We start from the raw sequence: 25,589 nt of genomic DNA, 5'->3' as shown, positions 1-25,589 counted from the left end.
TTTCATGCGTGTTTTCTTTTTTCTGGCCGCGCTGTTGTTCGGCCTGCCGTCCTTGGCGGCATCTCGTTGCGATATCAATGTTCCGACCGAGCGGGTCGATCTGGCACAGGTGAGCCTGGCGTACCAGAGCATCGGTCGTGCGTCGGACCCTGCGTTGTTGCTGGTGATGGGCCTGGGCGGGCAGTTGATTCACTGGCCGGACGAGGTGGTGATTGCGCTGTGTCAGCAAGGCTTTCGGGTGATTCGCTATGACAATCGCGATGTCGGGCTCTCGACCTGGCGGCAAACGCCCGTCGACGCCAACCTGACGTTCGAAGTGCTGCGCTACAAATTTGGTTTGCCGGTGTCGGCGCCGTACACCTTGACCGATATGGCAGGCGATGCTTTTGGCTTGATGGATGCGTTGCACGTCGAGCAATTCCACGTGCTGGGCGCGAGCATGGGCGGGATGATCGCCCAGCACATGGCAGCGATGGCGCCGCAACGGGTCGAGAGCCTGACCCTGATCATGACCAGTTCCGGGGCCGAAGGCTTGCCGGCGCCGAGTGCGGCGTTGGTGCAACTGTTGTCGCGTCGTGGGGCGCCCAATCGCGAAGTGGCGCTGGAGCAGCAAGCCGATTTGCTGGCGGCGCTGGGAAGTCCGACGGTGAGCGATGATCGGCAAGCGCTACTGCATCAGGCGGCGCAGTCCTATGACCGGTCATTCAACCCCGAGGGCGTGAAGCGCCAGATCATGGCGATCCTCGCCGAGCGCAGTCGTGTAGCACTGCTCAATCAACTGCGCGTACCGACGCTGGTGGTTCACGGCACTGCTGATCCGTTGCTGCCGGTCATGCACGGTGTGCACCTGGCGGCGCATATCCGCGGCAGTCAGCTGAAGTTGATTCCGGGGCTGGCGCATCGATTCCAGGAAGCGTTCAAGGCGCCGTTGCTGGCGGCGGTGTTGCCGTACTTGCAGGCCCACCGCGAAGACACCTCGCATTGGGCGCAGATTGATCCGGTGGCTGAACACAACCTTCTGTAACACCAGAATCCAATGTGGGAGCGAGCCTGCTCGTGAAAGCGGAGTGTCAGCTGAGTGGACCCTCTCTTTCGCGATCAGGCTCGGTCCCACAAGGGATCTGCTGCGTGCTCAGGCCAGACGGGTGTATCGTTCGAACTTTCCGGCGCGTTCCAGTCTGCGAGGTGTGTGATGAGTACCCCCCTGAAAATCGATTTCGTCAGCGACGTGTCCTGCCCCTGGTGCGTCGTCGGCCTCTACGGCCTGACCCGGGCCCTGGATTTGCTGGGCGACGAGGTGCAGGCCGAGATCCGTTTCCAGCCGTTCGAACTGAACCCGAAGATGGGCCCGGAAGGACAGAACATCACCGAACACATCACCGAGAAGTACGGCTCGACGCCCGAGCAATCCCAGAAGAATCGCGAGATGATCCGCGCGCGCGGCGTCGAGGTCGGGTTTGCGTTTCGCACGGACGGCAACAGCCGCATCTACAACACCTTCGATGCCCACCGTTTGCTGTTTTGGGCGGGACTGGAAGGGTTGCAGTTCAATCTGAAAGAGGCGCTGTTCAAGTTGTATTTCACCGAGGGCGGCAATCCGTCCGACCATGGGCAGTTGGCGCAGATCGCCGAAAGCGTGGGGCTGGATCGGTCGCGAGCCGAGGCGATTCTGGCGTCGGACGAGTTCGCCAAAGAGGTTCGAGAGGAAGAGCAGTTGTGGCTGTCGCGCGGGGTGAGTTCGGTGCCGACCGTGGTATTCAACGGGCAGTACGCCGTGAGTGGCGGTCAGCCGGTGGACGCCTTTGTCGGGGCAATTCGGCAGATCATGAGTGAAGCGAAGGGCGGGACGGTGAGCTGATCCTGTGGCACGCGCGGTCACTGTGGGAGCGAGCCTGCTCGCGAAGAGGGAGTGTCAGCTGGCATTAATGTTGACTGAAACACCGCCTTCGCGAGCAGGCTCGCTCCCACAGTGATTTGCGCTCAATTCTGGAAGTGAACCCAAACCGAAACCAACACCGTAGCCGCCATCAACCAAGCCACTGCCGCTACAGCGAGCGAAGCCTCCAGCCGCATCCGATCCACCATCACATACAACGTCGCCAGGTAGATGAAGTAAGGAATGATCGACCACATCCCGAACACGATGGTGGTCTTCAAGTCTTCCAGCGAACGGCCCTTGCCGACGATGTAATGCGCAATCAGCGCAAAGGTCGGAAACAGCGGCACCAATCCGGCGATGTAATAGTTTTTGGTCTTGGCCAGTGCGGCGAGGATCACCACCACGGCCGCGCCCAAGGTTGCTTTGAGAATCAGGTCCATCAGTGGCTCAGCCCGTACTTCTTCACTTTGTCGAACAGCGTGGTCTTGGCCATGCCCAGTTCCAGGCTGGCCTGGGTCAGGTTGCCGCCGCTGCGCTGCAAGGCGTCGTTGAGCAAGTTGCGTTCGAAGGCTTCCACCGCTTCGGCGAAGGCCAGGCCCTGATTGCTGCCGCTGGCACCTGGCTTCTTGAAGGCCGGCAAGCCCAGGGCGAACCGCTCGGCCACGTTGCGCAATTCCCGCACGTTGCCCGGCCAGTCGTGGCTCATCAGGTTCGACAGGGTCTGGTTGTCCAGATCCGGCACTGTGCGGTCGAAGCGCAGGGATGACTGCTGCAGGAAATGTTCGAACAGTTGCAGGATGTCTTCGCGGCGTTCGCGTAGTGGCGGCAGTTCCAGGGTGACCACATTGAGGCGGTAATACAGGTCGCTACGAAATTCGCCGGTCTTGCTCGTCGCGTCCAGGTCGGATTTGGTCGCCGCGATCACCCGGCAATCCACTGCCACACTCTGGTTCGAACCCAGGCGTTCCAGAGTGCGCTCCTGCAACACCCGCAGCAGTTTGATTTGCAGCGGCAGCGGCATGCTTTCCACTTCATCGAGGAACAGCGTGCCGCCGTCGGCGTGTTCGATCTTGCCGATCCGCCGCTTGCCGGCGCCGGTAAAGGCGTTGGCTTCATGGCCGAAGATTTCGCTTTCGAACAGGTTTTCCGGCAGGCCCCCGCAGTTCAGCGCGACGAACTGCTTGGTGTGCCGCCGACTGAAGTCGTGCAGGCAGCGTGCGACCAGTTCCTTGCCGGTGCCGGTCTCGCCTTCGATCAACACGTTGGCCGACGTATCGGCAACGTTGGCGATCAATTCCCGCAGGTTCTGCATGGCGGGCGAGCGGCCGATAATCCGGCCTTCGAGGGAATCCCGCTCCGCCAGTTGCCGACGCAATGAAAAAACTTCCCGCGCCAGGCTGCGTTGCTCCAGCGCACGGCGCGCCACATCGACCAGACGTTCGGGGGAAAAAGGTTTCTCCATGAAGTCATAGGCGCCTTTCTGCATCGCGCCGACAGCCATGGAGATGTCGCCGTGACCGGTAATCAGCACCACCGGCAGGCTGCGGTCGCGGGCCTTGAGGCGGGTCAGCAATTCCAGGCCGTCGATGCCCGGCAGGCGGATGTCGCTGATGACGATGCCGGCGAAGTTGTCGCCGACCCGCTCCAGCGCCTCTTCGGCGCTGCCGACTCCCTCGCAGGGAATGTCTTCCAGTGTCAGCGCCTGTTGGCAGCCGAGCAGCACATGGGGGTCGTCTTCGACGATCAGCACACTAAGGTCGTTGTTCATATTGGCTCGGCGTGAGTGGGGCTTACCAACGGTAAACTGAGGACGAAGGTGGTACCACCGCTGGCCGGGTGCTCGACACCCAGGTGCCCGCCGGTAGCGGCGGCCAGGCTGGCGGAAAGGGTCAGGCCGAGGCCCAGCCCCTGTTCGCCGGGTTTGGTGGTGAAGAACGGTTCGAACAAATGCTTGCGCGCTTCGGCGTCGATGCCGTGGCCGTTATCGCGTACACGAAGGCGATATTTGCCATCGAACTCTTCGCCTTCGAGCCACAGTTCTGGCAGCGGTTGTGCCTGCATGGCGTCGAGGGCGTTGCCGATCAGGTTGACCAGAATCTGCTCCAGACGGGTCTGGTCGATCTGCACCTGCAGATCGGCGAAGTCTCGGTGCAGTTGCAGATGCGCGCTTTCCACGCGACCACCGAGCAGCTGCAAGGCTGCATCCACCGCTTTGCCGAGGCTGGCCTGACCTTTGTCGTCTCCGCGGCGAGCGAACGAACGCAGGCTGGCGGTGATCCGGCCCATGCGGTCGATCAGTTCGTTGATGGTCTTGAGGTTGGTGCTGGCAACGTCCAGTTGACCGCGTTCCAGAAACCGCACGGTGTTGCCGGACAAGGTCCGCAGCGCTGCCAGTGGCTGGTTCAATTCGTGGGCGATGCTGGTGGACATCTGGCCGATGGCCGCGAGTTTACCGGCCTGCACCAGTTCATCCTGGGCACGGCGTAGCGTCTCTTCGGCCAGACGCCGTTCGCGGATCTGCCCCTTGAGCCGTTCGTTGCTGGCGCGCAGATCAGTGGTGCGTTCGGTAATCCGACGCTCCAGTTGATTGTTGGCTTCCTGCAAGGCCTCCCGGGCGGCGAGGCGCGTGGCAATGACCTTGCGCCGTTCGTTCCAGGCGATCAGCAGGAACGCCACGAGGGCAAACGCCACCGCCACCAGAATCCCCTGATTGATCGCTTCGCGCCGCAAATCCTGCAGGGGGGTGAGCAGGGTGAAATTCCACGGGGTATCGCTCAGTGGGCGGGTTTGCGACAGGTAGCTGATGTCCTCTTCATCTGATTCCACTTCACTGTTGGCGGGGAAGGTGAGTTTTTCCTCGCCTTCGGCCAGTCGTTCACGGGCCAGCGGTTGCAGTTCGTTCAGTGGGAACCAGTAGTACTGAAGGCTGCGGGCCAGTTTTTCCTTGGTCTCGTCGCTCAGCGGCACAACCGATTTCAGGCGCCGTGCCGGATCGCTGGAAAGAATGATGATGCCGTTTTCATCGCTGACGAAAGCTTCCAGCCGCGCGCGTTGCCAGCGTTCTTCCATGGCCTCGAGGCGGACCTTGACCACCGCGACGCCAATGATCTTGCCGTGTTCTTCCAGGCCATGAGCCAGGTAATAACCGGGCTCGCCGTTGGTGCTGCCGATGCCATAGAAGCGCCCCGGCTGACCGCGCACGGCATTCTGGAAATAGGCGCGAAAGGACAGATCTTCGCCCAGGTAACTGTCGACATCGCGCCAGTTGCTGGTCGCCATGACACGACCGGTGGTGTCCATCACGTAGATAGCCCGACTGCGGCTGCGCCGGTTCAGGCCTTCGAGGTATTCATTGACCGTCTGCCGGTGTTCCGGCGACGGGTCGGCCAACAGCTTCGAAACACTGGATTCGAGTTCCAGCAGGCTGGGCAGGTAGGTGTACTTGCTGATTTCGCTCTCGACAGCGCGGGCGTGCAGTTCCAGCTGACGCTGGCCGTTCTCGCTGAGGCTGCGAATTCCGTAGTGTTCACTGACCCAGAAGCCGAGGTAACCCAACCCGATCATCAGGGCGATGACCAGCGGCGGCAGGAACAGATGGCGAATCAGACGGGGTTTCACGGCGAGTGATGGCGGCGCGGCGCGATAGAGAGTGGGGTCGCATTTCATCACAGATGCCTTGGGTCAACCACTACAAGCCCTGAGGAACCCCCGTAGGAGCTGCCGAAGGCTGCGATCTTTTGCTCTTGATCTCCTGGGATTCTGCAAGAATCAAGATCAAAAGATCGCAGCCTTCGGCAGCTCCTACAGGGGCGGCCGTGTAGCTTTTAGTGCTGCAGAATCTTGGCGAGGAAATGCTGCGTACGCTCGGCGCGAGCGTTGATGTCGCCGAAGAACTCCTCTTTCTTGCAGTCTTCGATGATTTTGCCCTGGTCCATGAAGATCACCCGGTCCGCCACTTTGCGGGCGAAGCCCATTTCGTGGGTCACGCACATCATGGTCATGCCTTCGTGGGCCAGTTGCACCATCACGTCGAGTACTTCGTTGACCATTTCAGGGTCCAGCGCCGAAGTCGGTTCGTCGAACAGCATGACGATCGGGTCCATCGCCAGCGCTCGGGCAATCGCCACACGCTGTTGCTGACCACCGGAGAGCTGGCCCGGGTGCTTATGCGCATGGGCAGACAGCCCGACGCGCTCAAGCAGTTGCAGGCCTTTCTTGGTGGCTTCTGCCTTGCTGCGGCCCAACACCTTGATCTGCGCGATGGTCAGGTTTTCGGTGATGGTCAGGTGCGGGAACAGTTCGAAATGCTGGAACACCATGCCAACGCGCGAACGCAGTTTCGGCAGGTCGGTCTTCGGGTCGGCGATGGACGTGCCATCGACCACCACGTCGCCTTTCTGGAACGGTTCCAGGGCATTGACGCATTTGATCAGGGTGGATTTGCCGGAACCGGACGGCCCGCATACCACAATCACTTCGCCTTTTTTGACCTCGGTGCTGCAGTCAGTCAGTACCTGGAAGTCGCCATACCACTTGTTGACATTCTTGATAGAGATCATACGGCAAACCTTTTTTGCAGACGCTTGACCAGCAGCGAGGCGGCAAAGCTGATTGTGAAGTACGTGAGACCTGCAAAGATCAGGAACTCGTTGGAGCGACCGATGATGTCGCCACTGGCACGCGAGGCATTGAGGAAGTCCACCAGACCGACCGCGTAGACCAGCGAGGTGTCCTGAAACAGGATGATGCTTTGTTGCAGCAGCAGCGGGGTCATCTTGCGGAACGCTTGCGGCAGGATGATCAAACGCATCATCTGGCCATACGTCATGCCCAGGGCTTGGGCAGCACCCATCTGACCCTTGGAAATCGACTGGACGCCGGCCCGGACGATTTCGCAGAAGTACGCCGCTTCGAACATCATGAACGCCACGATGCACGAGGCGAATGCGCCGATCGGGGTGTCTTCGCCGGTGATCCAGCGCAGTACGAACGGCACCGCCAGGTAGAACCAGGTGATCACCAGCAGCAGCGGAATCGAGCGGAAGTAGTTAACGTAGGCGCCGGCAATGTTCGACAGCAATTTGCTGTGGGACAGGCGCATCAGCGCCAGGATCGTGCCGAGGATGATCCCGCCGACGACGCCCAGCGCCATCAGTTGCAGGGTCATGACCATGCCGTTCCACAAACCCGGCAGGGACGGGATGATGCCCGAGAAGTCGAATTCCATCATTTACCCCCTACGGAGATCAGGCCCGGTACGGCCACTTTCTTCTCGACCATGCGCATCAGCAGCATCAGGCCCATGTTCAGCGTGAAGTAAATCAGCGTTGCCAGGGTGAAGGCTTCGAACAGGTTGGCGGAGAACTCGGCGGTCTGTTTGGTCTGTGCGAGCAACTCCATCAGGCCGATCAGCGACGCGACGGAAGAGTTCTTGAACACGTTCAGGAATTCCGAGGTGAGCGGCGGAATGATGATCCGGTAAGCCTGGGGCAGCAGCACGTTCCAGTAGATCTGCGGCAGCTTGAAGCCCATGGCGCGAGCGGCGGCTTCCTGGCCGCGAGGCAGCGCCTGAATACCGGTGCGCACCTGTTCGCAAACACGAGCGGCGGTGAACAGGCCCAGGCAGACGACGACGCTCAGGTAGGCCGAAGTGGTCGGGTTCAGGTCCTGCTTGTACCAGTCTTGCAGGTTCTGAGGCAGCAGATCGGGCACCAGGAAGTACCAGATGAACAGCTGAACCAGCAGTGGCACATTACGGAAGAGTTCGACGTAACAGGTCGCGATGCCCGATACGATGCGGTTCGGCACGGTGCGCATGACGCCCAGCATCGAGCCCAGCAGCAGGGCAACGATCCAGGCCACGACGGCGATGGCGATGGTCCAGCCCAAACCGGAGACGTACCAGTCGAGATATGTCTCGCTGCCCACGCCGGTGGACTTGAAGAATACGCCCCAGTCCCAGTTGTAATTCATTAGGGTCTCCCCTCAGATCGATCGATGTACAAGTGCCCGCCTGGGGAAGCTCCGTTCCCGCCCGATTGAAGATCAGGCACACACGAGCGGCTCGACAGCCACCGGTTCGAGTGTTTCCAAAAATGCCAGCAGGGAGTGACTATCCCCTGAAAGGGCAGAGCCCTGTCAGGAGATAAGGTTAGTCAGAAATCAGGATTTCTTGTCGTCAGCCGCTTTATCGGTTGGATTGGCGATCAGGGCCTTGAGCTCGTCGCTCATAGGGAACATCAGGTTCAGGTTTTTTGGCGGGATTGGCTGCATGAACCATTTTTCGTAGATCTTGTTGATTTCGCCGGACTTGTAGGTCGCAACGATCGCGTCATCCACGGCCTTCTTGAACGGCGCGTCGCCCTTGCGGACCATGCAGCCGTAGATTTCGTAGGACTGTGCAGTACCGGTCACGGCCCAATCGGTTGGCTTCTTGGCCTTGGCCATTTCACCTGCCAGCAAGGCGTCGTCCATCATGAAAGCAACGGCGCGGCCGCTTTCCAGCATGTTGAAGGATTCGCCGTGGTCTTTGGCGGAGATAACGTTCATGCCCATCTGCTTGTCGGCGTTCATCGACTTGAGGATGCGCTCGGACGTGGTGCCGGCGGTGGTCACGACGTTCTTGCCTTTCAGGTCCGGGAAGTCTTTGTAAGGCGAATCTTTCTTGGACAGCAGCTTGGTGCCGATTTCGAAAATGCCGACGGAGAAGTCAACTTGCTGCTGACGCTCGACGTTGTTGGTGGTGGAGCCGCACTCGACGTCCACGGTGCCGTTCTGCACCAGCGGGATACGGGTTTGCGAAGTCACGAGGTTGTATTTGACCTGGAGGTTGGGCATGTCCAGGTCTTTCTTGATGGCTTCGACGATTTTCAGCTGGATATCGTGGGAGTAGCCAACCGGTTTGCCGGAAGCGTCCGCGATGTAGGAAAACGGAATGGAAGCGTCACGATGCCCGAGGGTGATAACGCCGGACTCTTTGATCTTCTTCAGGGTGCCGGTGAGTTCGGCGGCGAAAACTGGAGTGCTGATCAGAGCGGCAGCAATGGCTGCGCCCAGGAGATGGGGAACGATGCGCATCAAATTTTCCTCGACATTGTTTTTATATGGAGCCAGTTCATCGGCCCTTTTTTGTGCTTCGAATGCTTGCCGGCTCCTGAAGGGTTGGCTCAGCGGACATTCGTCCAAGAGTGTAGAGCATGACTCGTGCCAGGCCAGGCTGAACAGATCAACTTATTGATTTATAAGGTGATTAAATATTTATGGCGCAGTTTTTGACGTTGGAGAATCCGGGTAACCGAATCGACTGACAGGTCGCGTTCGGAAAACCGAATGGTGTTTGGGGTCGCTAACGTCCTTTCGGCCAGATAATAGAAGAGCCAGTGATCATGCCGTTCATATGACAATCAGCCTCCCTGGCTTAGCGGCGTTTCATGCAGGTAAATCCACTGGGCGTTGTGGTGATGGATGCCAATGATTGCCACCGAAACCCGTGAGCTCTCGCTTTGGTTTAGACGATGGGTTTCCTTGTAGCGGATCGCCACGCTGTTGCCTTCCTGCCAGACCGTCTGCAGGTCGCTGATGACGATCTCCAGGCCTGGCTTGGCGCCGACTGCACCTTTGAACATCTGTTCGACCGTCGCCCGGCTGACAATGGCGGCCGAGGTGGTGACCATGGTGAAGTGCTCGGCAAAGGCCGACATCAGCGGTTCAAGCGCCGCCTGCCCCTTACCGTTTGCGTCGGTGAACAGGGTGTGTATCAGCTCGTGAACGTGATGAATGCTGTGGTGCGCCTGTTCAACTATTTTGTTGTGCATGACAGTCCTTTTGAGTGTTCAACTGACTCAGTTGAAAGAGTGGGAACAGGCCCACCAGCGCGGCGATTGCAAAGGTCACGTGGTAGGCCTGGGTGGTATCGAAATGCTTCAAGAGCAGGTTGAAAACCATCAGGAAGAGGGCGGCACCGATGCTGAATGACATCTGTCGGTTGATGTTCCAGATGACGCTGGCCTTGTGGGTGTCATTACCCTCGAAGTCCATCAGCGACGTGGTTTGTGCTGTGTTGGCACCGATGCCGCCGCCGATCCCCATCAAGCTGTAGGCGATGACAATCACCAAAAAGTCTGAGGGATCGTTCACCAGTAACAGGGTGGCGATGCCGGCGCTGTGCAAGAGCATGCCGAGGGCAAACAGCCGCTTCGCGCCCATCCGGTTATAGACCCGGCCACAGATCAGCATCGCGATGAACGCGCCGATGGCGTACAGGATCATGAACATCCCTGTCAGTCGGGCGCTGAAGTGCAGGGTGTTTTGCAGGAAAAAGATGCTCATCAAGTTGACCCCCGTGAACACACCGGGAATCGCGTAATAGATAAAGATGGAGGTGCTGAGTTTTTTGCTTTTGAGCAGGCTCAGTTCAATGATCGGGTTTTTGCACGTGCGGTAGTGCAGCCCGTACAGCACGACGAAAGCAACGCCGGCCATGACGAAGAGGGCGGCTACCCATGCCGGAGCGTCGCCGCCATACAACGACATGCCCATCAGCAGGCTGCCGAGCGCCGCGCTGACCAGTAGCAAGCCCTTGATGTCGGGCCTGGGCAAACTCGTCGGGCGCGCTTCGTTGATCCAGAACCAGGACAGCAATGCCGCGATCAGCGAAAACGGGATGTTGCTGTAGAACACCCAGCGCCAGGAGCTGCTGTCGACGATGACACCGCCGATGGTTGGTGAAATGGCGGGCGCTATCAGGGCAACGGCCATGACCAATGTGGATATTTTCGCCCGCTGCTCGCCCTTGAACAGGTTGAACGTCAGCGCCTGGCCGACAGGAATCAACAGTCCGCCGCCAACCCCCTGGACGAAGCGCCAGATCACCAGTTCGTTGAAACTGTTGGCCAGCCCACTCATCCACACGGAGCCTGTGAACACGATCATCGAGGCGGTGAGGATTTCCCGGCTGCCAAAACGACCGGCCAGCCAGGTGCTGACCGGGATAATCAGCGTCAGCCCGAGAATATTAGCGTTAGCCACCCAGGCAACGTCTGAAGTACTAACGTGTAGCGCCGCCGATATACTCGGTAATGCGACCGCCGACATAAAGATGTTAATGCAGTCTATAAAAAAACCGATCAGAAATATCAGCGCAACTTTGTAGCGATAGGTCATGTTGTTTCCCCTTTGTCGCAAAGCATAGGGGCGGTGGACTTGAACTGTCGATACGACTATCCTTGAAACAATGTTTGACGGGATTTAACAGTGAACCATATTGCTATGCACACTCATCTTAATCGGGTCCAGACATTCCTGGCCGTGGTCGATTTTGGTTCTTACACCAAGGCTGCCAATTACCTGAGCATCAGCAAAGCCATGGCCAGCCTGCATGTCAAGGCGCTGGAGGACGTGCTGTCAGCGACGTTGTTGATTCGAAATACCCGAAATATATCCCTCACCGAAATCGGTCAGGACTTTTATGAAGAATTCAAAGGTATTGTCGCGGACATCGATAATGCCTTCGATAATGTATTAAAAGGGCATAATCGGGTGTCCGGCAAGTTGCGCTTCAGTTCCACCAGTGAATACGGCGAGGCCTATATTCTTCCGTTGATACCGCAATTTATAGAGCGCTATCCGGAAATAAAACTCTGTTATAACTTCAATTCGTCACTCAATGATCTGGTGGCGGAAAAGTTAGACCTGGTTATCCGTTTAGGCAACTTGGCGGACTCGGCTTTCAAGAGCCGTAAACTGGCGGATTATGAAATTGTCCTGGTGGCTACCGAGACGTTTCTTGCACGTCACCCGGTGCAGAATCCTCAGGACCTGAATTCGGTGCCGTGGATCGCCAACAGCAACCTGCAGGCACCGACCCAGTGGTCGTTGCGCCATCCGCAATTGGGGGCTGTCGAGATCAACGGGATCAATCAGTTTGAATCCAATTCTTCCACGGCCATCCGTTCCATGACGTTGTCGTCGCTAGGCGTCTCGGTGCTGCCCGCCTGGGTGGTCAAGGACGACATCGCCAGCGAGCGGCTGATCCGGTTGTTGCCCGACTATTCGCTGCCCTCGCAGTCCGTCAGCGTGGTGTTTCCCAACAGCCCGCATTTGCCCCACAAATCGAGGGCGTTCATCGATTTCCTATTGCTGCATCTGGCGCAGTAAGTTCCCACAAAAAAGCCCCTGAATCGTGAGATTCAGGGGCTTTGGTTTAACCGGATTCCCGATCAGGCCGCTTCGATCTTGCTGCGGTTCTGCTCGACCTTGCTCAGGTAATCCGCCAATTTCTGCTGCTCATCCGGGGTGGTGAACAGCCCCAGCTTGCTGCGGCGCCACAGGATGTCGTGCGCGGTGGTTGCCCATTCTTCGCTGCACAGGTAATCGACTTCACGGGTGTAGAGCCCGCCGCCGATGTGTTCGCCCATATCGCCGAGATTCTGCACGCCTTCCAGCATGCGCCAGGTGCGGCTGCCGTAGGTGGTGGCCCAGCGGCGGGCGATTTCGGTCGGCACCCAGTCGAACTTGTCACGGATCAAGGCGCACAAGGCTTGCGGGGTGGTCATGTCTTCACCGCCCGGCAGGGTAGCGCTGGCGGTCCAGCTTGGCTTGATGTGCTTGAAGTAAGGAGCCAGTTGCGCCAGTGCCGACTCGGCCAGTTTGCGGTAGGTGGTCAGCTTGCCGCCGAATACCGACAACAGTGGCGCTTCTTCGCCAGTGCCCGACAGCGCCAGGGTGTAGTCACGGGTGACGGCCGACGGGTTGTCGGATTCGTCGTTGCACAGTGGGCGAACACCGGAATAGCTGTGCAGGATATCGTCGCGGCTGATGCGTTTCTTGAAATGGGAGTTGACCACTTTCAACAGGTAATCGGTTTCGCCTTCAGTGATCGCAACTGCAGCCGGATCGCCGGTGTACTCGCGGTCGGTGGTGCCGATCAGGGTGAAGTGGTTCAGGTACGGAATGGTGAACACGATGCGCTGATCTTCGTTTTGCAGAATGTGCGCGTGTTCGCCTTCGTACAGTTTTGGAACGATCAGGTGGCTGCCCTGAATCAGGCGGATGCCGTACGGCGATTCCATCTTCAGGTCGTCACGAATGAACTTGGCGACCCATGGACCGGCAGCGTTCACCAACGCCTTGGCGCGGATCGAAAACAGACTGCCATCGGCGCGTTCCAGATGCAGATGCCACATTCCCTTGGTGCGACGGGCGCTGACGCAGCGAGTCTGGGTGTGAACGTGGGCGCCTTTTTCGCGGGCGGCCATGGCGTTCAGCACCACCAGACGAGCATCGTCTACCCAGCAATCGGAGTATTCGAAGCCTTTGGTGATTTCGCTTTTCAGCGGGCTGTCCGGGCCGAACTTCACGCTTTTGGAGCCTTCGAGTTTTTCCCGCTTGCCGAGGTGGTCATAAAGGAACAGACCGGCGCGGATCATCCAGGCCGGACGCAGGTGCGGACGGTGCGGCAGCACGAAGCGCATCTGCTTGACGATGTGCGGGGCGTTGGCCAGCAGCACTTCGCGTTCGGCCAGGGCTTCGCGCACCAAGCGGAATTCGTAATGTTCAAGGTAGCGCAGGCCACCGTGGATCAGCTTGCTACTGGCTGACGAGGTGTGGCTGGCCAGGTCGTCCTTTTCGCAAAGAAACACCGAAAGACCGCGACCGGCGGCATCCGCTGCGATCCCCGCGCCGTTGATCCCGCCACCGATGACGGCGATATCGTAGATCTCAGCGAGAGGGGGCGTAGGCAAGGTAGAAGTGGGCATCGGCTGGCCTCGGGCTTTTATGATTTTCGGTATTGGATTTCGAACATTAATGTTCATTTGCGAAAATGGTAGCCCATAAAGTCGCCCACAGCCAGTTAACTTCGATTGAAAATACTGATCGAAGGGCCGTGAAAGGAAAATTTTCGAACATTAAAAGCAAAAGATCGCAGCCTTCGGCAGCTCCTACAGGGGTGAGTGAACCTGCAGGAGCTGCCGAAGGCTGCGATCTTTAGAGGCTGAAAGCCTTAAACGACTTCGAGCCGAATCTTGTGCTGACTCAACAACTGCGCCAACGCCGGCACAGGTTGCTGATCGGTCACCAGGCAATCAATCAAACTGATCGGCCCCAGACGAATCATGGCGTTGCGCCCGAATTTGCTGGAGTCCGCCGCGAGGATGACCTTTCGGGCATTGGCGATGATCGCCTGGGACACCCGAACTTCCTGATAGTCGAAGTCCAGCAGGCTACCGTCTTCATCGATACCGCTGATGCCGACCAAGGCGAAATCAACCTTGAACTGGTTAATGAAGTCGACACTGGCCTGACCGACCACGCCACCGTCACGCCGCACATTGCCACCGGTCAGCAGAACGTCGAAGTCGTCCTTGGCGCTGAGCATCGAGGCTACATGCAGGTTGTTGGTGATGATCTTCAGGTGATTGTGATTGAGCAACGCCCGGGCGATGGATTCGGTGGTGGTACCGATATTGATGAACAGCGAGGCGTGATCCGGGATCTGAGCCGCAATGGCTTCACCGATACGCTGCTTTTCATCGCGCATCTGATCCGCACGCATGGCATAGGCGGTGTTTTCGACGCTGGAATCGTAAGCTGCGCCGCCGTGGTAGCGACGCAACAAATTAGCTTCCGCGAGCTGATTGATATCGCGGCGGATGGTTTGCGGTGTAACGACGAACAGCGTAGCCATTTCCTCGATGCTGACATAGCCGCGTTCGCGGACCAGTTCGAGGATTTGCTGCTGACGGGGAGGCAGATTCATGGGGCTTCCTTTGGGCTGCCGTGCAAAATTTGCCCATGATGCCGCAGGAATCTGCTCCCTACCAGTTACATACAGATACGAGTACTCAGCTTGGCTTATTCAGCGCCTTCATGCGGTTCCCAGTCGCGGGTGCGGCTGACGGCTTTTTTCCAGCCGGCGTAGAGCTTTTCCTTCGCGGTTTCGTCCAGGGTCGGTTCGAATTCGCGCTCGATCACAGCCTTGCCACGCAACTCGTCCAGGCTGCCCCAGAAGCCACACGCCAGACCGGCCAGGTAAGCCGCGCCCAGTGCGGTGGTTTCGCGCATTTGCGGACGTTCGACCTGAGTGCCGAGGATGTCGGCCTGGAACTGCATCAGGAAGTTGTTCGCGACTGCGCCGCCGTCTACACGCAGGGATTTCAAGCGTTCGCCGGAGTCCTGTTGCATGGCGTCGAGAACGTCGCGGGTCTGGTAGGCAATCGACTCCAGGGCTGCACGAATGATGTGATCCACGCGTACGCCGCGAGTCAAACCGAACAGTGCGCCACGGGCATACGGGTCCCAGTACGGAGCGCCCAGACCGGTGAAGGCGGGTACCAGGTACACGCCGTTGCTGTCCTTGACCTTGTTGGCGAAGTATTCGGTGTCGTGGGCGTCGTTGATGATTTTCAGTTCATCACGCAGCCATTGAACGGTGGAACCACCGTTGAACACGGCACCTTCCAGCGCGTAAGCCACTTCGCCGCGAGGGCCGCAAGCGATGGTGGTCAACATGCCGTGCTTGGATTTCACCGCTTTGTCGCCGGTGTTCATCAGCAGGAAGCAGCCGGTGCCGTAGGTGTTTTTCGCCTGGCCTGGTTCGACGCACATCTGGCCGAACAGGGCCGCTTGCTGGTCACCCGCGATGCCGCCGATGGCGATGCCGCTTTTGGTGTGGCCGTAGATTTCGGACGAGGATTTAACTTCCGGCAGCATCTCGCGCGGAATATCCAGCACCTCCAGCATCTTCGCGTCCCACTCCAGTGTGTGGATGTTGAAGAGCATGGTGCGCGAGGCGTTGGTGTAGTCGGTGACGTGCACCTTGCCGCCGGTAAATTTCCAGATCAGCCAGCTGTCGATGGTGCCGAACAACAGTTCGCCATTGCGCGCACGTTCGCGGCTGCCTTCGACGTTGTCGAGGATCCATTTGAGCTTGGTGCCGGAGAAGTACGGGTCGGTGACCAAGCCGGTGGTGTCGCTGATGTATTGCTCGTGACCGTCGCGCTTGAGTTGCTGGCAGATCTCGGTGCTGCGGCGGCACTGCCAGACGATCGCGTTGTAGATCGGGCGGCCGGTGGTCTTGTCCCAGACCACGGTGGTTTCGCGCTGGTTGGTGATGCCGATGGCGGCGACCTGGTCGTGATGCAGGCCGGCTTGAGCCAGGGCCTCGACCATCACGGCGCTCTGAGTGGCGAAGATTTCCATCGGGTCATGTTCAACCCAGCCGGCTTGCGGGTAATGCTGTGCGAATTCGCGCTGGGCGGTGCAAACCACGTTCGCGTCGCGGTCGAAAATGATCGCGCGGGAGCTGGTCGTACCCTGATCGAGGGCAATGATGTAGTTCTTATTCTGAGTGTCGGTCATGTCGATTGCCTTGGACGAAAAAAGGGAGTGAGGTCCGGCGAGCGATCTTAGGGGCAGGATCACACGCCAACGGTATCAAGAAGTTCTTGGTTTGCCGTCAATGGCCGGTGCTGCGTCCTTTGTAGCAGGTAGGGCGCTGGGCAGATGACGGGCAATCAGCCCGCGATAAGCTGCAGCACCGAGGCAGGCACCGACAATCGGTGCAAAAATCGGAATCAGGAAATACGGGATATCGCGCCCGCCGGTGAAGGAAATTTCACCCCAGCCAGCGAAGAAAGTCATCAGTTTAGGACCGAAGTCGCGCGCGGGGTTCATCGCAAAACCGGTCAGCGGACCCATCGAGCTCCCAATCACGGCAATCAGCAGGCCGATCAGCAGCGGAGCGAGCGGCCCCTTTGGCAAGCCATTGTTGTCGTCAGTCAGGGACATGATCACGCCCATCAGGATGGCGGTGATGATCACTTCAACCAGAAAGGCTTGTGCCGTGGACAAGACCGGGTTGGGGAAGGTGGAAAACACCGATGCCAATTCAAGGCTGGCCTGAGTACCACGAACCATATGGTGAGTTTGTTCGTAATCGAAGAATAAATTGCTGTACAGCGTGTAAACCAACAACGCTCCACAGAAGGCCCCAGCGATCTGGGCGAGAATATAGAAAGGCAGTTTGCGCTTTTCGAAGTCAGCGAAAATGCTCAGGGCAATGCTGACGGCGGGATTGAGATGAGCCCCGGAAACCCCGGCGGTCAGGTAGATCGCCATGCTCACGCCGATCCCCCAGATGATGCTGATTTCCCAAAGGCCGAAGCTGGCACCCGCGACCTTGAGCGCGGCAACACAGCCTGTACCAAAAAAGATCAGCAGCGCGGTGCCCAGGAATTCTGCCATGCATTGGCTTGAGAGCGACGGTTGTTGTAAAGCAGTTGTCATTGAAAACCTCGTTTTTGTTGTTGTCTGGCGCTTTTGCATCATGGTCAAAAGCGCGATTTTCACCGAGGCAGGATCCCCATCCTGTTCTCGGCCTACTGCTGGGTGCTGCGATAGGAACATTCGTACAGTATTCAGATTCGAAAAAATATAGACAAGAAACGCTGATGTCAAAGGTCGAAAGTGAACCATCAGTCACAATCGAACTATTAGTCACATGAATGACCGCATCGTTCACGCGGCAGGCCGAAGGTGGACGAACGGCATAAGGCGTCGCCAAGCCTTTGAAATAGCGCCGCAATAGAGCCTTTTATTGATCAATGACCTAGAATCCAGCGCAGTATTTTTCTACTGTCGCCCAGTCTGGAGCTGTCATGACCCCCGCATTGGATTTGTTGAAAAAAGTTCGTGCCGAACATCGCGTGCACAGTTACGAACATGATCCGAAGGCAGCGTCCTATGGGCTGGAGGCCGCGGAGAAGCTGGGGCTGGATCCGGCGCAGGTGTTCAAGACCTTGCTGGCGGCCAGCGAGAAAGGTGAATTGCTGGTGGCCGTGGTGCCGGTCGTCGGAAGTCTGGACTTAAAGGGCCTGGCGCATGCTGCGGGTGTGAAAAAAGTCGAAATGGCCGATCCTGCCGCTGCGCAGCGATCCACCGGTTACCTCTTGGGCGGCATCAGTCCGCTGGGACAGAAAAAGCGCTTGCGCACCTTTATCGATAATTCAGCTCAGCCCTTCGCCAGCATTTTTGTCAGTGCGGGGCGGCGAGGGCTGGAAGTCGAATTGGCACCCGCGGTGCTGGCCGAACATACCCAGGCAAAGTTCGCTGATATCGGCCGTGCCTGACGCGGACTATCAGCCCGGCGCTGTATGGTGCAAATTGACGGGCTCTGTCACTGGTGCCGCGTTGTCGGCAGCTTCATGCTCGGTGGCCTGACAAAGGGAGAAGGTTATGCAGCTTGAGTTTCATCAGGTCGATGCGTTCAGTGATCGGCCGTTCAGTGGCAACCCGGCGATGGTCTATCGCCTCGATGCCTGGCTTGCCGATGAGTTGATGCAGAAGATCGCCGCCGAGCACAACCTCGCCGAAACCGCTTTCGTGGTGCGCGAAGGGCAGGGCTGGCACATCCGCTGGTTTACCCCGGCCACCGAAGTGCCGTTGTGCGGTCATGCGACCCTGGCCAGCGCTTACGTTCTGTTTGAAATCTATAAAGAACCGGTCGAGCGGCTGGACTTCATCTGTAAGTCCGGCCCGCTGAGCGTGAGCCGTGAGGGTGAGCGCTTGTGGCTGGATTTTCCGGCGCTCATTCCGTCGGAAGTGGGCGTGACCCTGGATGTCGAGCGCGCGCTGGGTGTGGAAGCGGTTGATGTGCTGGGGTCGAACGAGTTGTTCGTGGTGCTGGAATCCGAGCAGGCGGTGCTCGAATGTCAGCCGGACATGGCGGCACTGGCGAAACTGCCGTGGCCGGGGGCAATTGTCACGGCCAGGGGCAACAAGCATGATTTTGTTTCCCGCTACTTCGCGCCGGCGATCGGCATCAACGAAGACCCGGTGACCGGTTCCACCCATTGCAGCCTGATTCCGTACTGGTCGAAACGTTTGGGCAAGTCGAGCCTGACGGCTTATCAGCATTCGGCTCGAGGCGGGGAGTTGTTCTGTCGGCTGGAACGGGATCGGGTGAAAATCGGCGGGAATGCGACGCTCGTTGCAAGCGGAACGCTAATGCTGGGTTAACCGAAACCTATTGTGGGAGCGAGCCTGCTCGCGAAGGCTGCGTGTCAGTTAACGAGGGTGTCGACTGATACACCGCCTTCGCGAGCAGGCTCGCTCCCACATTTATCCGTGTGTATCAGCTAGCAGTGCTGTAGCGCCGAACACCGGACTCTACTGTCGGAATCTGCGCCGCCGTACTGCCCGACGCCTGAAACAGCACCAGGTGTTCAGCCGCGACACGAATGCCGACCTCTGCTCCCACCTGATGATCGGCATGGCTCGGGAAAATTGACTCCAGCTGCGCGCCGGTCGGTAACTGCAAGCGATACAAGGTGGACGCACCCTGGAAAGACTTGCCGATAATCCGGGCCTTCAACGTGCTGTCCGGTGCATAAACGATATCGTCCGGACGCAGCAATACATCCACCGCACCGCCAACCGGCCAGGTGTACGCACGATTACCGCGTAACTCACCCAGTTCGGTCTGCACTGATTCGGGGCTGCTCAACTGACCGCGAATGAAATAACCCTGGCCTATGAAACTGGCCACATAGGGCGTCAGCGGTTCGTGATACAGGTTGTAGGGCGTATCCCACTGCTCCAGACGACCTTCCTTGAAAACCCCCACATGATCGCTCACCGCGAAGGCTTCTTCCTGGTCATGGGTCACCAGAATCGCGCTGGTACCACGGGCCTTGAGGATATCGCGCACCTCATGGCTGAGCTTGCGTCGCAGCTCGCCATCAAGGTTGGAAAAGGGTTCGTCGAGCAGCAGCAATTGCGGTTCCGGCGCCAGGGCACGGGCCAGTGCGACGCGCTGCTGTTGACCTCCGGACAGCTCATGCGGGAAGCGCTTGCCGAGGTTTTTCAGATTGACCAGTTCCAGCAATTCTTCGGTGACGCGATCCTTTTGCGGATGCTTGCGGATCCCGAAGGCGATGTTCTCGGCCACGCTCAAATGCGGAAACAGTGCGTAATCCTGGAACACCATGCCGATCCGGCGTTTCTCCGGAGCGAGGGTGAAGCCGGCGCGGGAGATCGTCTCGCCCGCCAACTGGATTTCACCTTCGTGTACCGGTTCGAAACCGGCAATCGCCCGCAGCGTGGTGGTTTTGCCGCAACCCGAAGAGCCCAGCAGGCACCCGATGTCGCCGGCATTCAAATGCAGGTTGAGGTTCTGCACGACGCGCTGGTCTTGATAGCCGCAGGCGAGGTTGCGCAGGTTCAGCAGTAATGGATGGCTCATGCGTGGTGGTACGCCGGTTCGACGAGAAACTCGAGCAAGGCCTTTTGTGCGTGAAGACGGTTTTCGGCTTGATCCCACGCGACGGAGCGCTGGTCATCGAGCAAGTCGACGCTGATCTCTTCGCCACGGTGGGCCGGCAGGCAGTGCATGAACAGCACGTCCGGTGCCGCCAGGTCGAGCAGGGCGCGGTTGACCTGGAACGGCGCGAACAGTTTCAGGCGCTTGGCGGTTTCCTCTTCCTGGCCCATGGAGGTCCAGACGTCGGTGCTGACCAGGTGGGCGCCGCGTACGGCATCCTTCGGATCGCGGACGATGGTGACCCGATCACCGGCCTTGGCCACGAATTCAGGGTTGGGTTCAAAGCCTTCCGGGCAAGCGATGCGCAACTGGAAGTCGAACTGGATCGCCGCTTCTATATAGCTGTTGCACATGTTGTTGCCGTCGCCGATCCAGGCCACCGTTTTGCCCTGGATCGAACCGCGGTGTTCGAGGAACGTCTGCATGTCGGCCAGCAACTGGCACGGGTGCAGGTCATCGGACAGGCCGTTGATCACGGGCACGCGGGAGTTGGCGGCGAATTCGGTCAGGGTGCTGTGGGCAAAGGTACGGATCATCACGGCGTCGAGCATGCTCGACATGACGATCGCGCAGTCGCCGATCGGCTCGCCACGGCCCAGTTGGGTGTCGCGCGGCGACAGGAAGATCGCCTGGCCACCGAGCTGGATCATGCCGGCTTCGAACGAAATACGGGTGCGGGTCGAGGACTTCTCGAAAATCATCCCGAGCACGCGGTTTTTCAGAGGCTCGAACAGTACGCCGCGGTTACGCAGGTCTTTGAGCTCAACGCCTCGACGGATCACGCTGACCAGCTCTTCGGGCGTGCAATCCATCAGGGAGAGAAAGTGCCTTGCGCTCATCATTGACTACCTTTTTGCAACAGACCGCAGATACTCAAAGCCTTGTTTAACTGAAAAACGGGCGAGACCTGCGGCGTAAGCCGCACGGGGCGACGAAATAGGGGAAGGCGCGATCTTATAATTAAATGTCGCGTCTTACCAATAGGGCTACGGTTTTTAGGGGATTTCAGAGGGGCTACGGGATGACCGCAGTAGCGCTTTTGAAGCCTGTTTCCTGACAGCAGCCCGTCATTTGTACACTGGGGTCACGGGGCTTTGCAATCAAACGGGGCGGGGAAGGCGTAGCAACGGTCGGTTTCTGACCTGTCATTCGAAACATTTGTACGCAGGATTGAGGGATGTGTCTGGTCTGAAACATTTGCTAAAGCAAAGTGGCGGGTTATAACTAACGCACGAACGACGCAGGAAGCCTTCGGAATGGAATCGAAAGAACGACAGTTAATGGAATTACTCGGCCTCACGGCTCGCTCGCTAACCCACCTCACCGCGTCCATGACCTCGATGTCCTTCGAGTTGATGCGCAGTGAAGACGAAGTGACCAAGGCCGCCGGCCGGCGAATGATCGACCGCATGGCAACCATCAGCACCGGGCTCGACGAACACTGGCGGCTGATCGGCGAACTCACCGGTGTTCATCTCGCTCAAGAGCAGATCGAAACCATCCAGGAGATCCAGTTGCAGGCGCCGCCGAGACCGCCGCCGAACTGATCCCCCAACGGTCATCGGCTGGCCTGATGGTCGCCAATTCACAAGACGAACGTCGCTGGCGCAGTCGTGGGTCTGGCGCCATAGTTTTGTTCCCGCGGCCGATATTGCCCGCCCAGAACAAGACAGAGACTGGCCATGACCAAGACTCTCCATCACCGTGCGTGCCACCTGTGTGAAGCCATTTGCGGCCTGACCATCGAAACCACCGAGGTCGAAGGCGCGGTGCAGATCACTTCGATCAAGGGGGACGCTCAGGATACATTCAGCCGCGGGCACATCTGCCCCAAGGCCGTCGCCCTGCAAGATATTCAGAGCGATCCGGATCGTTTGCGTCAGCCGATGCTACGTGTCGGCAGTGAATGGCAACCCATCGAGTGGGAAGACGCCTTCAACCTTGTAGCCGAACGTCTGGCGGCGATTCAGGAGCGTCACGGACAGAACTCGGTGGCGGTCTATCAAGGCAACCCCAGCGTGCACAACTATGGGTTGATGACCCACAGCAATTACTTTCTCGGCCTGTTGAAAACCCGCAACCGGTTTTCCGCGACCTCAGTCGACCAGTTGCCCCATCACCTGACCAGCCATTTGATGTACGGCCACGGTTTGCTGTTGCCGATCCCGGACATCGATCACACCGATTTCATGCTGATCCTCGGCGGCAATCCGCTGGCCTCCAACGGCAGCATCATGACCGTGCCGGATGTGGAGAAGCGCTTGAAGGCGATTCAGGCCCGCGGCGGCAAAGTGGTGGTGGTCGATCCGCGCCGCAGCGAAACCGCGGCGATTGCCGACCAGCATCTATTCGTGCGCCCCGGTGGCGATGCCGCGTTGTTGTTCGGACTGCTCAATACCTTGTTCGCTGAAGGTCTGACCCGCGACAGTCATTTGCCGGTGGACGGTCTGAATGAGGTGCGGGAGGCGGTCGCGAATTTCACCGCCGAGGCCATGAGCCCACTGTGCGCGGTGCCCGCCGAACAGATCCGCCAACTGGCGCGGGACTTTGCGGCGGCGCCGACAGCGGTCTGTTACGGCCGCATGGGTGTCTCGACCCAGGCGTTCGGCACCTTGTGTCATTGGGTTGTGCAACTGATCAATCTGGTCACCGGTAATCTTGATCGCGTTGGAGGGGCGTTGTGCACCGAACCTGCGGTGGACCTGGTGGCGTCCACCTCCGGTGGGCATTTCAATCTGTGGCAGAGCCGGGTCTCCGGGCGTCCTGAATATGGTGGAGAACTGCCGGTCTCGGCACTGGCCGAAGAGATGCTTACCGAAGGGGAAGGGCAGGTCCGCGCGCTGATTACCGTGGCGGGTAATCCGGTGCTGTCGACGCCCAATGGCCGACAACTGGAACAGGCGCTGGATGGGTTGGAGTTCATGGTCAGCATCGACCTGTACATCAATGAAACCACGCGTTATGCCGACCTGATCCTACCGTCCACATCGGCCCTGGAAAACGATCATTACGACACGACTTTCAATATGTTTGCGGTGCGTAACGTCAGCCGGTTCAATCGCGCGATCCTGGCCAAGCCTGAAGGTGCGTTGCATGACTGGGAAATCTTCGTAGGGCTGGCCAAGGCCTTTGCTGCGAAGACCGGCAAGGAGCTGAAACCGACGATCCCACCAGCGCAGATGATCGACCGTGGCTTGCGGATGGGGTTGTATGGCGATGCTTCGGAACAGAAATTGTCGCTGGCGACCTTGTTCGATCACCCGCATGGTGTCGATCTCGGGGCGCTGAAATCCAACCTGGCGCCACGCCTGAAAACCGCCAACCAGCGCGTCCAGGCTGCGCCGCCAGCGATCCTTGCCGACCTGGCGCGTTTTGCAGCCTTGCAAGCACCAGCGGCCGATGAGTTGTTGATGATCGGCCGCCGTCATGTGCGCAGCAACAACTCGTGGATGCACAACTATCATCGTCTGGTGAAGGGCAAACCGCGCCATCAATTGCTGATGCACCCGGATGACCTGGCCAGCCGTGGGCTCAACGACGGGCAGCGAGTGCGGGTCAGTTCGCGGGTCGGTGTGATTGAAGTTGAAGTGCTCGGTAGTCTGGATATGATGAAAGGCGTGGTCAGCCTTCCGCACGGTTGGGGCCATGCGCGACCGGGCGTGCAGATGACCATTGCCAGTGGTCAGCCGGGTTCCAGCGCCAATGACTTGACCGACGAGTGTCAGCTCGATGAGTTGTCGGGCAATGCAGTGTTGAACGGTGTGCCAGTGACCGTGGCGGCGGCTTGATCAAGTCTGTCGGGGAGACCGAGCAGGGTGCTCGGGTTTCCGTTACAATGCGCCACCGTGCCGACCCCTGAGTCGGAAAGTTCAGCCGAGGTGCTCCATGGATATCATCGAAACGATTAAAGAGCAGATTGCTAACAACACCATTCTGCTTTACATGAAAGGCTCGCCGAATGCCCCGCAATGCGGCTTCTCCGCGAAAGCCGCGCAGGCCGTGATGGCGTGTGGTGAAAAATTTGCTTACGTGGACATCCTGCAGAACCCGGAAATCCGCGCCAACCTGCCAAAATACGCCAACTGGCCAACCTTCCCGCAACTGTGGGTTGGCGGTGAGCTGGTCGGCGGTAGCGACATCATGACCGAGATGGCTGCAGACGGTTCGCTGCAAACCACCATCAAGGCTGCTGTCGAAGCTGCTGCTGCCAACAAGACCGAAGCCTGATTCGCTCCTGTAGGAGCTGTCGAGTGAAACGAGGCTGCGATCTCTTGATCTCAGCAACTAAAAAGCCCCGCCCTCGAAAGAGGAGCGGGGCTTTTTATTGCGCTTGATAAGTTATGTCGATGTCGCCGCTGCCATCGCCAAGATCGCAGCCTCGTTGCACTCGACAGCTCTTACACAGCTCCTACTCTTCGCCCATCTGCGATTGCAGATAGTTCTCAAGACCGACTTTATCGATCAGACCCAGTTGGGTTTCCAGCCAGTCGATATGTTCTTCTTCGGATTCAAGAATATCTTCAAGCAGTTCACGGCTACCAAAGTCGCCAACGGTTTCGCAATGAGCGATAGCCACTTTGAGATCCGCATGACCGGTGCGTTCGATACGCAGGTCGCACTCAAGCATTTCCTTGGTGTGTTCGCCGATCTGCAGCTTGCCCAGGTCCTGGACGTTCGGCAGGCCTTCAAGGAACAGGATGCGCTTGATCAGCTTGTCCGCGTGCTTCATCTCGTCGATGGATTCGTGGTATTCGTGCTTGCCAAGCTTGTTCAAGCCCCAATCTTCGTACATGCGTGCATGCAGGAAGTATTGATTGATCGCGACCAGTTCATTGGCAAGGATCTTGTTGAGATGCTGGATGACTGTAATGTCGCCTTTCATGATGGGGTCCTGCCCTTTATTAGCTGTCTATGAGGCCGAGTTTGAGCCGCGTAATTAAGAGTGTCAAACCTAAGTTATTGAAACTTAAATGAAAATTAATCGGAATAAGAATGTTTGTGTTCCGCGTCTAGAGCGTAAGCGGTTGATTTTCAGGTATAAAAAAACCGGACATCAAGTCCGGTTCTTTGAAATACGGTAGTTACGCGGCAGTAAACTCTACAGGATAGGGAATTGCAGCCTGGGCCGATTGCAGTTTAGTCAGGGTTTCGCGGACCACTTCCTTGGCAAGGCAGGCGCATTTACCGCATTGGCTGGCAACGCCGGTGGCCTGACGGACGTCCTTATAGCTGCAGCAACCTTCATAGATTGCTTCGCGGATTTGACCGTCGGTGACGCCAGTGCAGAGGCAGACATACATAAGTGAAAACCGTCGCTGGTTGTGACTCAATTGCGATGGATCTTAATGTTAACGAGAATGATTGTCAAAGTGCTTTCTGAAAGCTTCGCGT

The 25,589-nt window shown here is 58.3% G+C and carries 25 protein-coding genes; 8 read left to right on the top strand and 17 right to left on the bottom strand.

Features of this window, described 5'->3' with window-relative positions; genetic code table 11:
- Positions 1–4: 4 nt before the first annotated feature.
- Positions 5–1,024 (top strand): alpha/beta fold hydrolase, encoded by a 1,020-nt coding sequence (locus tag EAH74_RS06150; protein ID WP_140677025.1) that lies wholly within the window; start codon positions 5–7, stop codon positions 1,022–1,024.
- Between the two features lie 168 nt (positions 1,025–1,192).
- On the top strand, positions 1,193–1,858 hold the full coding sequence (locus tag EAH74_RS06145) for a DsbA family oxidoreductase (RefSeq protein WP_140677023.1): 666 nt from the start codon (positions 1,193–1,195) through the stop codon (positions 1,856–1,858).
- A gap of 122 nt (positions 1,859–1,980) precedes the next feature.
- Here the strand turns inward: EAH74_RS06145 and EAH74_RS06140 are convergent, their stop codons facing one another.
- From EAH74_RS06140 to EAH74_RS06095, 9 genes are all read right to left on the bottom strand, one after another.
- Positions 1,981–2,310, bottom strand: coding sequence for a GlpM family protein (locus tag EAH74_RS06140; RefSeq protein ID WP_178082235.1), 330 nt, complete (start codon positions 2,308–2,310; stop codon positions 1,981–1,983).
- Between the two features lie 8 nt (positions 2,311–2,318).
- Complete coding sequence (locus EAH74_RS06135) at positions 2,319–3,647, bottom strand: sigma-54-dependent transcriptional regulator (protein ID WP_140677021.1); 1,329 nt, start codon at positions 3,645–3,647, stop codon at positions 2,319–2,321.
- Positions 3,644–5,545, bottom strand: a complete 1,902-nt coding sequence (locus tag EAH74_RS06130; RefSeq protein WP_140677019.1) for a sensor histidine kinase — start codon at positions 5,543–5,545, stop codon at positions 3,644–3,646. The genes EAH74_RS06135 and EAH74_RS06130 overlap by 4 nt, the downstream gene beginning before the upstream one ends.
- Positions 5,546–5,703: 158 nt before the next feature.
- On the bottom strand, positions 5,704–6,438 hold the full coding sequence (locus EAH74_RS06120; RefSeq protein ID WP_140677015.1) for an amino acid ABC transporter ATP-binding protein: 735 nt from the start codon (positions 6,436–6,438) through the stop codon (positions 5,704–5,706).
- Positions 6,435–7,106: an amino acid ABC transporter permease gene (locus tag EAH74_RS06115; RefSeq protein ID WP_033053683.1), complete on the bottom strand. Its 672-nt coding sequence runs from the start codon at positions 7,104–7,106 to the stop codon at positions 6,435–6,437. Before EAH74_RS06115 ends, EAH74_RS06120 begins: the two co-directional genes overlap by 4 nt.
- Positions 7,106–7,852, bottom strand: a complete 747-nt coding sequence (locus EAH74_RS06110) for an amino acid ABC transporter permease (protein WP_123368456.1) — start codon at positions 7,850–7,852, stop codon at positions 7,106–7,108. Before EAH74_RS06110 ends, EAH74_RS06115 begins: the two co-directional genes overlap by 1 nt.
- Before the next feature lie 189 nt (positions 7,853–8,041).
- Positions 8,042–8,956, bottom strand: coding sequence for a glutamate/aspartate ABC transporter substrate-binding protein (locus tag EAH74_RS06105; RefSeq protein ID WP_123368457.1), 915 nt, complete (start codon positions 8,954–8,956; stop codon positions 8,042–8,044).
- A 326-nt stretch (positions 8,957–9,282) separates the two neighbouring features.
- Complete coding sequence (locus EAH74_RS06100) at positions 9,283–9,693, bottom strand: DUF4440 domain-containing protein (RefSeq protein WP_140677013.1); 411 nt, start codon at positions 9,691–9,693, stop codon at positions 9,283–9,285.
- Positions 9,674–11,041 carry an MFS transporter gene (locus EAH74_RS06095; RefSeq protein ID WP_140677011.1) on the bottom strand — a complete coding sequence of 456 codons (1,368 nt, stop codon included), beginning with the start codon at positions 11,039–11,041 and terminating at the stop codon, positions 9,674–9,676. The genes EAH74_RS06100 and EAH74_RS06095 overlap by 20 nt, the downstream gene beginning before the upstream one ends.
- Positions 11,042–11,146: 105 nt before the next feature.
- Here EAH74_RS06095 and EAH74_RS06090 point away from each other — a divergent pair, with 105 nt between their 5' ends.
- Positions 11,147–12,034 (top strand): LysR family transcriptional regulator, encoded by an 888-nt coding sequence (locus tag EAH74_RS06090; RefSeq protein WP_140677287.1) that lies wholly within the window; start codon positions 11,147–11,149, stop codon positions 12,032–12,034.
- Positions 12,035–12,096: 62 nt separating this feature from the next.
- Here the strand turns inward: EAH74_RS06090 and glpD are convergent, their stop codons facing one another.
- The 4 genes from glpD to EAH74_RS06070 form a co-directional block, all read right to left on the bottom strand.
- Complete coding sequence (gene glpD, locus EAH74_RS06085) at positions 12,097–13,635, bottom strand: glycerol-3-phosphate dehydrogenase (RefSeq protein WP_140677009.1); 1,539 nt, start codon at positions 13,633–13,635, stop codon at positions 12,097–12,099.
- 245 nt (positions 13,636–13,880) lie between these two features.
- Positions 13,881–14,636, bottom strand: coding sequence for a DeoR/GlpR family transcriptional regulator (locus EAH74_RS06080; RefSeq protein WP_027922833.1), 756 nt, complete (start codon positions 14,634–14,636; stop codon positions 13,881–13,883).
- Positions 14,637–14,731: 95 nt separating this feature from the next.
- On the bottom strand, positions 14,732–16,237 hold the full coding sequence (gene glpK / locus EAH74_RS06075; RefSeq protein WP_123368459.1) for a glycerol kinase GlpK: 1,506 nt from the start codon (positions 16,235–16,237) through the stop codon (positions 14,732–14,734).
- A 75-nt stretch (positions 16,238–16,312) separates the two neighbouring features.
- Positions 16,313–17,164 carry an MIP/aquaporin family protein gene (locus EAH74_RS06070; protein WP_076028475.1) on the bottom strand — a complete coding sequence of 284 codons (852 nt, stop codon included), beginning with the start codon at positions 17,162–17,164 and terminating at the stop codon, positions 16,313–16,315.
- 371 nt (positions 17,165–17,535) lie between these two features.
- Between EAH74_RS06070 and ybaK the strand changes: the two genes are divergently transcribed.
- Together ybaK and EAH74_RS06060 are read left to right on the top strand one after the other, a co-directional pair.
- The gene (gene ybaK / locus EAH74_RS06065; RefSeq protein ID WP_007971306.1) at positions 17,536–18,006 is read left to right on the top strand and encodes a Cys-tRNA(Pro) deacylase; all 471 of its coding nucleotides are present in this window, start codon (positions 17,536–17,538) and stop codon (positions 18,004–18,006) included.
- A 106-nt stretch (positions 18,007–18,112) separates the two neighbouring features.
- On the top strand, positions 18,113–18,895 hold the full coding sequence (locus EAH74_RS06060; RefSeq protein ID WP_140677007.1) for a PhzF family phenazine biosynthesis protein: 783 nt from the start codon (positions 18,113–18,115) through the stop codon (positions 18,893–18,895).
- Positions 18,896–19,010: 115 nt separating this feature from the next.
- Here the strand turns inward: EAH74_RS06060 and EAH74_RS06050 are convergent, their stop codons facing one another.
- Entirely contained in the window at positions 19,011–20,120 is a 1,110-nt protein-coding gene (locus EAH74_RS06050) for an ABC transporter ATP-binding protein (protein WP_140677005.1), read from the bottom strand.
- Positions 20,117–21,037: an ornithine carbamoyltransferase gene (gene argF / locus EAH74_RS06045; protein ID WP_140677003.1), complete on the bottom strand. Its 921-nt coding sequence runs from the start codon at positions 21,035–21,037 to the stop codon at positions 20,117–20,119. Before argF ends, EAH74_RS06050 begins: the two co-directional genes overlap by 4 nt.
- A gap of 417 nt (positions 21,038–21,454) precedes the next feature.
- Between argF and EAH74_RS06040 the strand changes: the two genes are divergently transcribed.
- The 3 genes from EAH74_RS06040 (at position 21,455) to grxD (ending at position 24,425) form a co-directional block, all read left to right on the top strand.
- Complete coding sequence (locus EAH74_RS06040) at positions 21,455–21,745, top strand: hypothetical protein (RefSeq protein WP_140677001.1); 291 nt, start codon at positions 21,455–21,457, stop codon at positions 21,743–21,745.
- A gap of 135 nt (positions 21,746–21,880) precedes the next feature.
- Positions 21,881–23,986 (top strand): molybdopterin oxidoreductase family protein, encoded by a 2,106-nt coding sequence (locus tag EAH74_RS06035; RefSeq protein ID WP_140676999.1) that lies wholly within the window; start codon positions 21,881–21,883, stop codon positions 23,984–23,986.
- 97 nt (positions 23,987–24,083) lie between these two features.
- Positions 24,084–24,425, top strand: a complete 342-nt coding sequence (grxD, locus tag EAH74_RS06030; protein WP_007943565.1) for a Grx4 family monothiol glutaredoxin — start codon at positions 24,084–24,086, stop codon at positions 24,423–24,425.
- A 181-nt stretch (positions 24,426–24,606) separates the two neighbouring features.
- On the opposite strand, the gene bfr is transcribed toward grxD, so the two are convergent.
- Together bfr and EAH74_RS06020 are read right to left on the bottom strand one after the other, a co-directional pair.
- Positions 24,607–25,080 (bottom strand): bacterioferritin, encoded by a 474-nt coding sequence (gene bfr, locus EAH74_RS06025; protein ID WP_123368465.1) that lies wholly within the window; start codon positions 25,078–25,080, stop codon positions 24,607–24,609.
- Between the two features lie 199 nt (positions 25,081–25,279).
- Positions 25,280–25,498, bottom strand: a complete 219-nt coding sequence (locus EAH74_RS06020) for a bacterioferritin-associated ferredoxin (protein WP_123368466.1) — start codon at positions 25,496–25,498, stop codon at positions 25,280–25,282.
- Positions 25,499–25,589: the final 91 nt, after the last annotated feature.

It is taken from the genome of Pseudomonas mandelii, from assembly GCF_006438925.1.
GTDB classification, from domain to species: Bacteria; Pseudomonadota; Gammaproteobacteria; order Pseudomonadales; family Pseudomonadaceae; genus Aquipseudomonas; species Aquipseudomonas mandelii_C.
The sequence above is the reverse complement of the archived record's forward strand: the minus strand, read 5'-3'. Positions and strand labels throughout refer to the sequence as shown.

Coding starts and splice junctions, on each gene's coding strand:
- EAH74_RS06145 (WP_140677023.1), top strand. CDS start 1,193: ATGAGTACCCCCCTGAAAATCGATTTCGTCAGCGACGTGTCCTGCCCC.
- bfr (WP_123368465.1), bottom strand. CDS start 25,080: ATGAAAGGCGACATTACAGTCATCCAGCATCTCAACAAGATCCTTGCC.
- ybaK (WP_007971306.1), top strand. CDS start 17,536: ATGACCCCCGCATTGGATTTGTTGAAAAAAGTTCGTGCCGAACATCGC.
- EAH74_RS06040 (WP_140677001.1), top strand. CDS start 21,455: ATGGAATCGAAAGAACGACAGTTAATGGAATTACTCGGCCTCACGGCT.
- EAH74_RS06060 (WP_140677007.1), top strand. CDS start 18,113: ATGCAGCTTGAGTTTCATCAGGTCGATGCGTTCAGTGATCGGCCGTTC.
- EAH74_RS06130 (WP_140677019.1), bottom strand. CDS start 5,545: ATGAAATGCGACCCCACTCTCTATCGCGCCGCGCCGCCATCACTCGCC.
- argF (WP_140677003.1), bottom strand. CDS start 21,037: ATGAGCGCAAGGCACTTTCTCTCCCTGATGGATTGCACGCCCGAAGAG.
- EAH74_RS06150 (WP_140677025.1), top strand. CDS start 5: ATGCGTGTTTTCTTTTTTCTGGCCGCGCTGTTGTTCGGCCTGCCGTCC.
- EAH74_RS06095 (WP_140677011.1), bottom strand. CDS start 11,041: ATGACCTATCGCTACAAAGTTGCGCTGATATTTCTGATCGGTTTTTTT.
- EAH74_RS06100 (WP_140677013.1), bottom strand. CDS start 9,693: ATGCACAACAAAATAGTTGAACAGGCGCACCACAGCATTCATCACGTT.
- EAH74_RS06120 (WP_140677015.1), bottom strand. CDS start 6,438: ATGATCTCTATCAAGAATGTCAACAAGTGGTATGGCGACTTCCAGGTA.
- EAH74_RS06020 (WP_123368466.1), bottom strand. CDS start 25,498: ATGTATGTCTGCCTCTGCACTGGCGTCACCGACGGTCAAATCCGCGAA.
- EAH74_RS06035 (WP_140676999.1), top strand. CDS start 21,881: ATGACCAAGACTCTCCATCACCGTGCGTGCCACCTGTGTGAAGCCATT.
- EAH74_RS06070 (WP_076028475.1), bottom strand. CDS start 17,164: ATGACAACTGCTTTACAACAACCGTCGCTCTCAAGCCAATGCATGGCA.
- glpD (WP_140677009.1), bottom strand. CDS start 13,635: ATGCCCACTTCTACCTTGCCTACGCCCCCTCTCGCTGAGATCTACGAT.
- EAH74_RS06105 (WP_123368457.1), bottom strand. CDS start 8,956: ATGCGCATCGTTCCCCATCTCCTGGGCGCAGCCATTGCTGCCGCTCTG.
- EAH74_RS06115 (WP_033053683.1), bottom strand. CDS start 7,106: ATGGAATTCGACTTCTCGGGCATCATCCCGTCCCTGCCGGGTTTGTGG.
- glpK (WP_123368459.1), bottom strand. CDS start 16,237: ATGACCGACACTCAGAATAAGAACTACATCATTGCCCTCGATCAGGGT.
- EAH74_RS06110 (WP_123368456.1), bottom strand. CDS start 7,852: ATGAATTACAACTGGGACTGGGGCGTATTCTTCAAGTCCACCGGCGTG.
- EAH74_RS06090 (WP_140677287.1), top strand. CDS start 11,147: ATGCACACTCATCTTAATCGGGTCCAGACATTCCTGGCCGTGGTCGAT.
- EAH74_RS06135 (WP_140677021.1), bottom strand. CDS start 3,647: ATGAACAACGACCTTAGTGTGCTGATCGTCGAAGACGACCCCCATGTG.
- EAH74_RS06050 (WP_140677005.1), bottom strand. CDS start 20,120: ATGAGCCATCCATTACTGCTGAACCTGCGCAACCTCGCCTGCGGCTAT.
- grxD (WP_007943565.1), top strand. CDS start 24,084: ATGGATATCATCGAAACGATTAAAGAGCAGATTGCTAACAACACCATT.
- EAH74_RS06080 (WP_027922833.1), bottom strand. CDS start 14,636: ATGAATCTGCCTCCCCGTCAGCAGCAAATCCTCGAACTGGTCCGCGAA.